The sequence below is a fragment of the Nonomuraea sp. NBC_00507 genome (assembly GCF_036013525.1).
Taxonomy (GTDB): Bacteria; Actinomycetota; Actinomycetes; order Streptosporangiales; family Streptosporangiaceae; genus Nonomuraea.
In genome coordinates this window covers 12,447,868-12,459,923 of record NZ_CP107853.1, presented here as the reverse complement: position 1 = coordinate 12,459,923, position 12,056 = coordinate 12,447,868, and the positions used below count along the sequence as shown (strand labels likewise).

9 protein-coding genes are annotated in these 12,056 nt (G+C 71.0%); 7 read left to right on the top strand and 2 right to left on the bottom strand.

Going from position 1 to position 12,056, the window contains the following annotated elements:
• Positions 1 to 62 precede the first annotated feature (62 nt).
• Positions 63 to 2,084 carry a transposase gene (locus OHA25_RS58795; RefSeq protein ID WP_327585432.1) on the top strand — a complete coding sequence of 674 codons (2,022 nt, stop codon included), beginning with the start codon at positions 63 to 65 and terminating at the stop codon, positions 2,082 to 2,084.
• Between the two features lie 31 nt (positions 2,085 to 2,115).
• Here the strand turns inward: OHA25_RS58795 and OHA25_RS58790 are convergent, their stop codons facing one another.
• A complete protein-coding gene (locus tag OHA25_RS58790) occupies positions 2,116 to 3,171 on the bottom strand; it encodes a hypothetical protein (RefSeq protein WP_327585431.1) in 1,056 nt (351 codons plus the stop codon).
• 20 nt (positions 3,172 to 3,191) lie between these two features.
• Positions 3,192 to 4,310, bottom strand: a complete 1,119-nt coding sequence (locus OHA25_RS58785) for an SPFH domain-containing protein (protein WP_327585430.1) — start codon at positions 4,308 to 4,310, stop codon at positions 3,192 to 3,194.
• Positions 4,311 to 4,392: 82 nt separating this feature from the next.
• On the opposite strand from OHA25_RS58785, the gene OHA25_RS58780 reads away from it, so the two are divergent.
• The 6 genes from OHA25_RS58780 (at position 4,393) to OHA25_RS58755 (ending at position 12,049) form a co-directional block, all read left to right on the top strand.
• Positions 4,393 to 5,220, top strand: a complete 828-nt coding sequence (locus OHA25_RS58780; RefSeq protein WP_327585429.1) for a class I SAM-dependent methyltransferase — start codon at positions 4,393 to 4,395, stop codon at positions 5,218 to 5,220.
• Positions 5,221 to 5,273: 53 nt separating this feature from the next.
• Positions 5,274 to 6,161, top strand: a complete 888-nt coding sequence (locus OHA25_RS58775) for a lysylphosphatidylglycerol synthase domain-containing protein (RefSeq protein ID WP_327585428.1) — start codon at positions 5,274 to 5,276, stop codon at positions 6,159 to 6,161.
• Positions 6,162 to 6,254: 93 nt separating this feature from the next.
• On the top strand, positions 6,255 to 7,370 hold the full coding sequence (locus OHA25_RS58770; protein ID WP_327585427.1) for a glycosyltransferase family 4 protein: 1,116 nt from the start codon (positions 6,255 to 6,257) through the stop codon (positions 7,368 to 7,370).
• A 32-nt stretch (positions 7,371 to 7,402) separates the two neighbouring features.
• Positions 7,403 to 8,482 (top strand): sugar phosphate nucleotidyltransferase, encoded by a 1,080-nt coding sequence (locus OHA25_RS58765; protein WP_442942026.1) that lies wholly within the window; start codon positions 7,403 to 7,405, stop codon positions 8,480 to 8,482.
• A 53-nt stretch (positions 8,483 to 8,535) separates the two neighbouring features.
• Entirely contained in the window at positions 8,536 to 9,429 is an 894-nt protein-coding gene (locus tag OHA25_RS58760; RefSeq protein WP_327591208.1) for a DNA-3-methyladenine glycosylase family protein, read from the top strand.
• 49 nt (positions 9,430 to 9,478) lie between these two features.
• Positions 9,479 to 12,049, top strand: a complete 2,571-nt coding sequence (locus OHA25_RS58755) for a bifunctional FO biosynthesis protein CofGH (RefSeq protein WP_327585425.1) — start codon at positions 9,479 to 9,481, stop codon at positions 12,047 to 12,049.
• Positions 12,050 to 12,056 lie beyond the last annotated feature (7 nt).

The window sequence follows — 12,056 nt, the reverse complement described above, 5'->3', positions numbered from 1 at the left end:
TTGTAACGTCACGTGTGCACGATGTTGTGAAGGGTTCGGGTCCCGGGGAAGGGTGGGTGCGCATGGCGGCGATTGTGGCGACCGCGACCTGTACCGCGCATCGGGCCGTTGTCGAGGTGACCGGGCAGGTGGCGGCCGAGCGGGTGCTGGCTGAGCGGGTGGCCTGGCTGATTGCGCTGATGCAGGCCATGACCGTCGGGATCGTTGCTGAGCGGTGGAATGCGCGGGATCTGGATCTGCTCGCCGCCGGTGTCGGGCCGGATGGGCGGGCGTTGCCGACCAAAGGGTGGATGGCGATCCGGAGGCTGGGCTGGGGGTGTGCCGCCGGAGTGACCGACGGCGGGGTATATAGCTCGGATCGGGTGCGGCGGTGTTCCGAGGAGCAGGCGGCCCGAATGCTGCGGGCGGCGCTGCACCGGCGGGACGTCGTGGCGGCGATGCTGGCCACCTGGCCGGAGAACCCGCGGCGACGTACCGAAGTGGAATGGAAGGCGTTGCGCGCGGCGCTGCCGGTGGGGGTCAGCGCGGCGGAGATCCGTAACCGTACACGCCAGATCTGCGCCGTGCTGCAGCGCGACGGTGTGTTGCCGGTCGACATCACCGACGTGGAAGAACCACCTCAGGCCGCCGCCCAGGCGGTGCTGGCGGCGGCCGACAAGCAGTTGGTCATCCTGACCCGCACCGGCGACATGGGCACCGGTGTTTCCGGTGCCGTATTGCGAGTGCAGTTGCCGCTGACCGCCTCGCCCGCCTCCCGCAAGGATTGGGCGTGGCATGCCATCGCGTTCACGCTGCCGCCCACTGTCTCGGACCAGGCCACACTATGCACCCCCACGGTGCGCATCGCCGCTGGCAAGGTGCGCATCGATCTGCCGTTCCAGACGCAGATCCCGGCCGCCCCGGCCATCGGCCACACCATGGCGCTCGGCCTGGACTGGGGTGTGGACACCCTCCTCACCGGGGCCATTGCCCGACTCCGCGACGGCAGGGTGATTTCCGACGGGCGCACGCTGCGCTACGACGCCACCGCGATCTCGGCCAAGCTACACAGACTGCGCGGCCAGCGCGAGCACCTGGCCGTTAAACGCGACCACTGCGCGGCGCTGGTGGCCGGGCTGGACCCGGCCGATGCTGACAATGCTCGTCGTGTGGCGCTGGAGCGCGCGCATCGGGTGCTTCAGGTCGAGCATGAGCGGGTGTGTGCCCGGATCCGGCACCTGAACAAGGCGCTGGCCTGGTCGGCGGCTCGGTGGGCGGTCGACCAGGCGGCCGCGCTCGGCGCTGGCGTGATCTACTTGGAGGATTTGGCCACACTGGAGGCGCGGGGGGTGCGTCGTAGTAACGCCGCGCTGTCAGGGCAGGTACGCGGCGCGGTGCTCGAGGCGATCCGGCATCTGGCCGCCAAGGACGGCATCGCGGTGGTGACGGTGCCCGCCCGGGGCACCTCCCGCTACTGCCCGCGCTGCGGTGAAGGTGGCAGCATGCTGCGGCATGTTCCGGCGCCTGACCGGCTGGGCGAGCGCGGCTGGAAGTGGGCCTACTGCCCGGCGTGCGGGCTGTCGTGCGACCGCGACCACGCCGCGGCCGAGCGGATCGCCGCCCGCGGCCTGCTCGCCCAACAGCACACCCGCACCGACTCGACGACCGGCGTGCGCAGCATCGCAGTGACCCGGGAGGGCAACGTGGCCCGTTCGCGCCGCAGGAAAAACCCACCCGTGCGGCGCGACGGGCCCGGCGCACCCGCACCGACGTGCACCCTCGCCCTCAAGCCCGGGACCGCAACAAGAACCGCCCCACCCCCCAACGGCGGCAGACCAACCGCCCTGCCACGACATGTCACAAGACGTTCAGCCGTGTGCCTGACCGGCGCACGGTGCCCGCCCCCGCCCCCGGCACGCCCGGGACGGGACAGCGTCCGGCGGGCCAGGCACCCCAGGCATCTCGCCCACCGGCGGGACGTACAGGGCTTGTACGCGATCCTCACCACCGGACCGGCTTCCACCGTGTCACCGCCACCCCTGTCCTCCCCCTGGGAGCCTACGGAGGCGGCCCGCCACGCGCCACGCCCGCCCGGATTGCCGTAAATCCTCAGGCAAACACAGAGAATCGCAGACGCTACGCGCGGTTCGCCAGGTAAAGCCAGACGACAAGCCCGACGAGCGCCACTGCGGCGAGCACCGCCAGGGCGATCTTGAGCGCGCTGTACGGCCGGTCGCCCTGGACCTCGCCGTTCATGCCGTTGATCAGCACTTGGTACGTCTTGCCGCCGTACACGTAATTCCCGATCCACACCGGCAGCAGCACCAGCTTGAACGCGACGTGCGAGTAGCTCGTGTCGACCGAGGTGACACGCTGCACGTCGCCGCCGATGTCGCGGCGGCAGTCGTCGTGGATGACCCCGGCCATGACGGTCTTGGCCTGCTCCAGGCCGGTCTGCGGCTCGGTGTCGTAGCGCAGGGTGTGGTGCCCGGCCACGTAGCCCGGGTCGAACGGAACCGCCTGCTGCAGCGGCCAGGGCTGGAGGTTGTCCAGCCGCTCCCTGGGCGCCTGCGTCGTGGCGGCGACCACGACGTCGTCGAAGGCACGCGCCACCCTGCCGCCGGCCGGGTACCAGCGGGTGCGCCTCTCGCGGCGGGTCGTGCCGTTATGGCGCTTGGTGACCCAGTAGTGCTCGCCGCGCTGGCCGACGTAGTCCGAGACCGTGTGCGCGTCGAACGTCCAGTGCGGCAGGTACGTGCTCTTCATGGTCTCCGCCTCGCTGACCTTCTTGAGGCGGTTCGGGGCGAACCAGCGGGTCTTCACCCAGCCGCGCAGGGCGTTCCTGGCGCCACCCCGGTCCAGCCCGAACGGGAGCACGGCCTCGGGGGCGATCTGGGTGTCGTTCGCCGTGTCGGCCACCAGGGCGGTGCCGCAGAACTGGCACGCCTTGGAGATCGCGTCGCTCTCCGTGCGGGCGGCGCAGCCCGGGCAGGTGAACTGGCGGGATGCGAGGGTGTGGACGCGGGGCTTGGCCAGGAAGGCGTCGTAGGAGTGCTCGCGTACGTCGCGGGTGGGTGGGGCGATGCCCTGCCGCAGGCCGCAGTACGGGCACTGGAGGGTCGTCGTGCCGGGGGCGAAGGCCACGCTCGCGCCGCAGCCCGCGCACGGGTGCGCCGGAGTGGTGGTGGTCACGGGGGTCCTCTCGGGCGTGTTCAGGCAGGTGGCAACGGTGGCGGCGTGTCACGCAGCAGGGCGGCCAGCTCGGGAACGTCACGGGCGGGCGCCCATTGCGGCATCCCGGACCTCCAGACCAGCACGTCCGGGGTCAGCCCGGCGGCGGGCAGGGCGGCCTCGTCGTACGGCCCGCGCCGCTCCCCGCCGATGCCGAGGTACCACTGGGGGAGTGGCGGGGGTCCCTGGGGATGCTGGGCGGTGGGTGGTTGGCCGGGCTGGGAGTACGGGGCGGTGGGTGGCTGGCCCGGCTGGGGTTGCGGGGCGAGGGAGGCGGCCATGTGCTGGCCGGCGGCGATGCCCATGCCCAGGCCCATGCCCTCGGCGGCGCCGCCGGCGTTCTCCAGCGCGTTCGCGGCCTGGAAGCGCGCGTAGTCCCCGAGGTCACCGACGATGCCCATCTGCGAGCGCTTGTCGAGCGCCCGCTCCACCTCTTCCGGCAGCGAGATGTTCTCGATCGTGAAGGTCGGGATCGCGATCCCCACCCCGGCCAGGTCGGCCGTCAGGACCTCTGCCAGCCGCCGCCCCATCTCGTGCTGGTTGGCGGCGAGGTCGAGCACCGGCACGCCGGCCGTGCCGAGCGCGTGGGCGAGCCGGCCCACGACCATCTGGCGCAGGTAGCCCTCCACCTCCTCGGTGCGGAACTGCTGATCGGTTCCCGCCAGCTCCCGCAGCAGCGCACGCGCGTCCGTGACCCGGGCCGAGTACGCGCCGAACGCCCGCAGCCGCACCGGCCCGAACTCGGCGTCCCGCACCATGACCGGGTTCTGCGTGCCCCACTTGAAGTCGGCGAACTGGCGGGTGCTGACGAAGTACACCTCGGCCTTGAACGGCGACTGGAAGCCGTACTTCCAGCCCTTCAGCGTGGACAGGATCGGCAGGTTCCGGGTCTCCAGTGTGTACGTGCCCGGCGCGAACGCGTCCGCGATCTCGCCCTCGTTGACGAAGACCGCGACCTGCGACTCGCGGACCACGAGCCGGGCGCCCATCTTGATCTCGTTCTCGTAGCGGGGGAAACGCCAGACCAGGGTGTCCCTGCTGTCGTCCAGCCATTCGACGATGTCGATGAATTCGCCGCGGATCTTGTCGAACAGCGCCACTTCGCCCCCGTACGTCCTTCTCCTGCCAGGTCGGCCACCGTACCAAAGCGGGTTGGCGGCGAGATGGGTACTGTGGGGCTCCGTGGGGAAGCAACGGCTCGCGCAGCTCGAATACTCGCAGTTCCAGTCCGCCATGCTCGACGAGGAGAAACGGCGGCGGAAGGCAGCGAAGATCATCGCTGTGCTGGAGCACTTCCGCGGGCCGCTCGGCGGGCTGACCGTGGGCGATGTGGGATGCTCGGCCGGCTTCATCGCCGACGAGCTGGCGCAGGCCGGGGCCGGGCACACGCTGGGCATCGACATCGACGTGCCGGGGCTGCGCAAGGCGGCCGACCGGTTCGGCGAGCGGGTGGCGTTCGTGTGCGGTGACGGCACGGCGCTGCCGTTCCCCGACGGGTCGATCGACGTGCTGGTGTTCAACCACATTTACGAGCACGTCGTCGACCCGGACGCGGTGGTGGCCGAGATGCACCGGGTGCTCTCCGACGACGGGGTGCTCTACCTGGGGCTGGGCAATCGGCTCGGGGTGATGGAGCCGCACTACAAGCTGCCCTTCCTGTCCTACCTGCCTCCGGCGCTCGCCGATCGGTACGTGCGGGCGTTCGGGCGGGCCGATCACTACTACGAGCGGTTCAGGACGCGGCGCGGGCTGCGGAAGATGCTCAGGGCCTTCCACGTGTGGGACTACACCTTCCCCGTGCTCGCCACGCCGACCCGGTTCGCCGGCGGCGAGCTGTTCCCCGGCCTGCCGGGGAAAGTGGTGAAGGCCGCGCTGGCCAGGACGCCGCGCGCGGTGCTCAGGCTGCTGCTGCCGGTCGTGCCGACATACCTGTGGGTGGCCACCAAGACCCCGAGGCGTCCCGTGGGCGCGGCGCTGCCGCAGGCGCCCGAGCGGGTGCGCCCGCTGTGAGCGAGCATCCCCGTGAGGCGGCTCTCGTTGGCGGTTCCGCCGACGAGGGCGCAGTGAAGCCGTCCCGCCCCGGCCGGTCGCTGGCGAAGAAGCTCGTTCGGTTCGGGTTCCTGCTCGCCGCGCTCGGGTTCGGCGGGTGGGCCGTGGCGTCGCAGTGGGACGCCGTGATCGCCGGATTTGCCCGGCTGTCCTGGGCCGCGCTGGCCGGGTCGCTGGCCGCCGTGGTCGTCGCGCTGCTCGGGGCCATGCTGACCTGGCGCACCCTGCTGGCCGACCTCGGCTCGCCGCTGCCGCTCAGGCCCGCGGCCAAGGTGTTCTTCGTGGGCCAGCTCGGCAAATACATCCCCGGCGCCGTCTGGCCCGTGCTCGCCCAGATGGAGATGGGCCGCGACCTCGGCGTGCCGCGCTCACGCAGCGCGGCGGCGTTCTTCCTGATGATGCCCATCCAGCTCGCCACCGGACTGCTGGTCACGCTCGGCACGCTCGGCTGGGACCGATACGGCTGGCTGCTGCTGCTCATCCCGCTGCTGCTGGTCCTGCTCGAGCCCAAGGTCATCAACGCCTTGATCGCGTTCGGGCTGCGGCGGCTCAAGCGGGAGCCGCTCGAGCGCCCGCTCACCCGGCGCGGCATGCTGACCGCGCTCGGCTGGGCGCTGGCCGGCTGGACGGCCTACGGTGTGCACCTTTACTTGATCGCCCCGCAGGGCGGCCTGCTGTTCGCCGTCGGCGCGTTCGCGTTGTCGTGGTGCCTGGGCATCATGACCTTCGTGATCCCGGCGGGCGCGGGCGTGCGGGAGGTCGCCATGGTCGCGGTGATGGCCCCTTACCTCGACCGCGGCTCCGCCATTGCGGTCGCCCTTTCCTCCCGGATCGTCATCGTCCTAGGGGACCTGATCTGCGCCGGCCTGGCGGGAATTGCGGCGCGTCGGGACTCGGTGTGATTTGACGCACCTTTTAGGGGAGGCTGGTCATAAGCTGAACTTTAGAGGGGGACGTCCAGTCCCACGTTGATCTTGAGGGGAGAAGATCTACGTATGCCTCGTGTGCTCGTCGATGCGGCGGCCGTCCCCGCGGACCGCGGCGCGTTGATCAGATATGTGGATGGGCTCGTGGCGGCCCTCCACCGGGCCGGCGCCGACCTCGCCGTCGTATGCCAGCGGGCCGAAGCGGATCGATATCGGCGGCTGGCGCCCTCCGCCGATGTGCTTTCCGGACCCGTCGCGATCACCAACAGGGCCGCCAGGCTCGCCTGGGAGCAGACCGGACTGCCGTTGCTCGCGCGCCAGGCCGGGGCCGACGTCATCCACGCCCCCTACTACTCCATCCCGCTCAGCTCGGGTCTGCCGACCGTCGTGACGGTGCACGACGCCACCTGGTTCACCGAGCCCGACCAGCACAGCCCGCGGGCGTCGTTCTTCCGCTCGGCCACCCGCACCGCCGTACGCCACGCGCAGCGGGTGATCGTGCCGTCCAAGGCGACGCGCGACGAACTCGTACGCGTGCTGGCCGCCGACCCGACCCGCATCGACGTCGCCTACCACGGCGTCGACCTGGCGCAGTTCCACCCGCCGAGCGAGGACGAGATCCGCCGGGCCGCGATGCGGTGCGGGCTGCACGGCCAGCCGTATGTGGCGTTCCTCGGCAATCTGGATCCGCGTAAGAACGTTCCGAACCTCATCCGCGGGTTCGCGACCGCGGTCAAGCGGCTGGAGAAGCCGCCCGCGCTGGTGCTCGGCGGCGGCGTGCACGAGGACGACGTCGACGCCGCCTGCCGGGAGGTCGAGGCCACGGTCAGGGTGGTGCGGCCCGGCTACCTGCGGGCGCCCGACCTGTCCGGGTTCCTCGGCGGGGCGCTCGTGGTGGCCTTCCCCTCGCGCGGCGAGGGGTTCGGGCTCCCCGTGCTCGAGGCCATGGCCTGCGGCGCGCCCGTGCTGACGACACACCGCACCTCGCTGCCCGAGGTGGGCGGGGACGCGGTGGCCTACACTGAGCCGGACGCGGACAGCATCGCCGCGGCACTCGGGGAGTTGCTCGCCTCCGCAGAACGGAGAAAGCAGCTGCAGGAGGCCGGGCTGGCCAGAGCACGTGAATTCACGTGGGACGCCTCGGCCGAGGCGCATCTCAGCTCTTATCAACGCGCCATCGAATAGTCCGATAATCTCACGGAGTGATGGAGAGCTCTTTGCCAGACCTCGAGGCGATCCTCCTGGTCGGGGGGCAGGGCACGCGCCTGCGTCCGCTGACACTGGGCACGCCGAAGCCACTGCTGCCCACTGCCGGAGTGCCTTTCCTGGCCCACCAGCTGGCCCGGGCACGATCGTTCGGCGTACGCCGGATCGTGTTCGCGACTTCTTACAAGGCGTCCATGTTCCAGCCGGTCTTCGGTGACGGGGCGGCATTCGGGCTCTCGCTTGAATACATCACGGAGGAGACCCCGCTCGGCACCGGCGGGGCGATCCGCAACGCCGCCGAGGCGCTCACCTCCGGCCCGGACGACCCCGTGCTCATTTTGAACGGGGACATCCTGTCCGGACACGACATCGAGCACCAAGTGCGTATGCACCTCGCACAGCGGGCCGCTGTCACGCTCCATTTGACTGAAGTGGACGATCCCACGCGATTCGGGTGCGTGCCGACCGACGAGACCGGGCGGGTCACGGCGTTCCTGGAGAAGACTCCCAATCCGGTGACCAACCGGATCAATGCCGGTTGCTACGTCTTCACCCGGTCGGTGATCGACTCGATCCCCAAAGATCAGATCGTGTCGGTGGAGCGGGAGACGTTCCCAGGGTTGATCGAGTCGGGGCAGCTCGTGCTCGGCTATGCCGACCGCACCTACTGGCTCGACGTCGGCACTCCCGCCGCGTTCGTGCAGGGCTCGCGCGACCTGGTGCTGGGGCGGCTGCACTCGCCCGCGCTGCCGGGGCCGACGGGCGAATACCTGGCGCTCGCCGGGGCCCGGATCTCGCCGGAGGCCAAGGTCCGGGGCGGCACGGTGGTCGGCGCGCGGGCGGTCGTCGAGGCCGGGGCGTCGGTGGTCGGCTCGGTGCTGATCGACGACTGCGTCGTCGAAGCAGGCGCGTCCGTGACGGACTCCGTGGTCGGCAAGGGCGCGCGGGTGTGCGTGGGCACGGTGATGCGGGACGCGGTGATCGGCGACGGGGCCATTGTCGGGGCCGGCAACGAGCTGCAGCACGGCGTGCGCATCTGGCCGGGAATCGAGCTGCCCGAGCGCGCGATGCGTTATTCCAGCGACGTCTGAGGATCGCATACCTGGTCCGAACGTCTGAGCGGGTGGGGCAGACTGGATCGGTGATGGAGCGCAGGTGGGCGCCCGAGGGGCCGCTGGACGTGGGGCTGGCGTTGTCGCCGCACAGGCACGGCAACGGCGATCCCACCTGGCGGCAGACCCCCGACGGGGCCGTGTGGCGCACCTCCAGGACGTCCGACGGGCCGTGCACGCTCAGAGTGAGCCTCAAGGGCGGATGCGTGCACGGGCAGGCGTGGGGCCCGGGGGCGGAGTGGGCGCTGGAGACGCTGCCGGCGTTGGTGGGGGCCGACGACGATGTTTCCGGATTTGTCATCAAACACGAGCTTCTGGTGGACGTTGCCCGGAGACATCCGGGGCTGCGGATCGGGCGGTCCGGCCGCGTCATGGAGGCCCTCGTGCCCGCCGTGCTGGAGCAGAAGGTCGTCGGGCGGGAGGCGTGGCGGGCGTGGCGGTGGCTGCTCGGCCGCTACGGAGAGCCCGCTCCCGGCCCGGCGCCCCAGGGCATGCGGGTGATCCCCGAGGCGGCCGTATGGCGGCAGATCCCGATCTGGCACTGGCACCGATCGGGTGCCGAGGCCGTCCGTGCCAGGACCATCGCCAACGCCGCCTGGCACGCCGACAAGCTGGAGGCCGCCACGACCACGCAGGAGCTCGACCGGCTGTTGCGGGCCCTGCCGGGGATCGGGGTGTGGACGTCCGCCGAGGTGCGCCAGCGCGCCCTGGGCGACCCCGACGCCGTGAGCGTGGGCGACTTCCATCTGGCCAAGATCGTGGGATACGCCCTGACGGGGGAGAAGACCGACGATCCCGGGATGTTGCGGCTGCTGGAGCCGTACGAGGGGCATCGGCACCGTGCGACGCTGCTCATCACGCTCTCGGGACTGCGCCCGCCCGCGCGCGGGCCGCGGATGTCCGTCCGGGACTACAGGTCCTTCTGACCGGCCCCTAGGTGCGGGTCGCGAACCCAGCCCGTCGTACTGTGCCTTTATGGATCTGGTCAGTGATTCCGCGTTCCGCCGTGCTCTCGCCCGCGCCCGCGACGGCAAGAGCCTCGATGTCGCCGAGGCGACCGTACTGCTGCACGCTCGTGGGCCCCACCTCGACTCACTCCTGGAACACGCCTCCCGCGTGCGTGATGCCGGCTTGGAGGCGGCCGGCCGGGCCGGGATCATCACCTACAGCAGGAAAGTGTTCATCCCGCTGACCAGGTTGTGCCGGGATCGGTGCGGATACTGCACGTTCGCGACCGCGCCGCACAAGCTCGAGTCGCCGTTCCTGAGCCCGGACGAGGTGCTGGAGATCGCCCGGCAGGGGGCGGCGATGGGGTGCAAGGAGGCGTTGTTCACGCTGGGGGACCGGCCCGAGGACCGCTGGCATCAGGCCCGCGAGTGGCTGGACGCGCACGGCTACGACGACACGCTGTCGTACGTGCGGGCGATGGCGATCAGGGTGCTGGAGGAGACCGGGCTGCTGCCGCACCTCAACCCCGGCGTGCTGAGCTGGCGTGACTTGCAGCGTCTCAAGCCCGTCGCGCCGTCTATGGGGATGATGCTGGAGACGACGTCGCGGCGGCTGTTCGAGGAGAAGGGGCAGCCGCACCACGGCTCGCCCGACAAGGACCCGGCGGTACGGATGCGCGTCCTGGAGGACGCCGGGCGGACCAACGTGCCGTTCACGACCGGGATCCTGATCGGGATCGGGGAGACCGTCCAGGACCGGGCCGAGTCGATCTTCGCGATCCGGCGGGTGGCCCGCGAGTACGGCGGGATCCAGGAGGTCATCGTCCAGAACTTCCGCGCCAAGCCGGACACCGCCATGCGCGGGCTGCCCGACGCCGACCTGCAGGAGCTCGCCGCCACCATCGCCGTGGCCCGCCTGGTCCTCGGCCCCCGCGTCCGGCTCCAGGCGCCGCCGAACCTGGTGGACTCCGAGTACGAGCTCATGATCCGGGCCGGGATCGACGACTGGGGCGGGGTGTCGCCGCTGACCCCCGACCACGTGAACCCCGAACGGCCCTGGCCGCAGATCGACGAGCTGGCCGCCCGTACGGGGGAGGCGGGGTTCCGGCTGCGGGAGCGGCTGACGATCTATCCGGAGTACGTGCTGGCCGGGGAGCCGTGGCTGGACCCGCGCCTGACCGCCCACGTCGCCGCCCTGGCGGACCCGGCCACCGGGCTGGCGCGGGAGGACGCCGTGCTGGAGGGCCGCCCCTGGCAGGAGCCCGACGGCGGCTTCGCCGCGTCGGGGCGCGTGGATCTGCACGTCGAGGTGGACACGTCCGGGCGCGCCCAGGACCGGCGGGACGACTTCGACCACGTCTACGGCGACTGGGACGCCCTGCGGGACCGCCTCGGCCCGGCGGGCCCTGTGTCGGCGGGTGGCGTGGCGGGGGAGGTGTGGCAGGCGCTCAGGAGGGCCGAGGCTGATCCGGCGGGCCTGACCGACGACGAGGCCGTGGCGCTGCTCGGCGCGGACGGCGAGGCGCTCGACGAGCTGACGGCCCTCGCCGACGCCCTCAGGAAGCAGGCCGTGGGCGACGACGTCACCTACGTCGTCAACAGGAACATCAACTTCACCAACGTCTGCTACACCGGCTGCCGCTTCTGCGCCTTCGCACAGCGCCGCACCGACGCCGACGCGTACACGCTGAGCCTCGACCAGGTGGCCGACCGGGCGCAGGAAGCCTGGGAGGCCGGAGCGACCGAGGTGTGCATGCAGGGCGGCATCCACCCCGACCTGCCCGGCAGCGCGTACTTCGACATCGCCAGGGCCGTGAAGGCGCGGACGCCGGACATGCACGTGCACGCGTTCTCGCCGATGGAGGTGATCAACGGGGCGAGCCGGACGAACATGTCCGTCCGGGACTGGCTGGAGGCGGCGAAGGAGGCGGGTGTCGACTCGCTGCCCGGGACGGCGGCGGAGATCCTCGACGACGACGTGCGCTGGGTGCTGACCAAGGGCAAGCTCCCGACGAACGAGTGGATCGACGTCATCACGACCGCGCACAAGGTCGGCATCCCGACGACGTCCACCATGATGTACGGCCACGTCGACACCCACCTGCACTGGGTCAGGCACATCAAGCTGATCAGGCGCCTGCAGGAGCAGACCGGCGGGTTCTCGGAGTTCGTGCTGCTGCCGTTCGTGCACACCAGCGCCCCCATCTACCTGGCCGGCGTCGCCCGGCCCGGCCCCACGCACCAGGAGAACCGGGCGGTGCACGCGCTGGCCAGGATCCTGCTGCACGGCGCGATCGACAACATCCAGTGCTCCTGGGTGAAGCTCCGCGACGACCTGTGCCGCCAGGTGCTCCAAGGCGGCGTGAACGACCTCGGCGGCACGCTGATGGAGGAGACGATCAGCAGGATGGCCGGCTCGGAGAACGGCTCGTACAAGACCATCAGTGAGCTCCGCGCGATGGTCGAGGTCAGCGGCAGGCCGGTCAGGCAGCGCACCACCGACTACGGCGTCCCGGCCCCTGAACGCCTGCAGGCGTCCGCCGCGAGCGACGGGGTCTGCCAGAGCGTCAGGAGAGTGTTGCCGATCGCTCAGTTGTAACATGTTC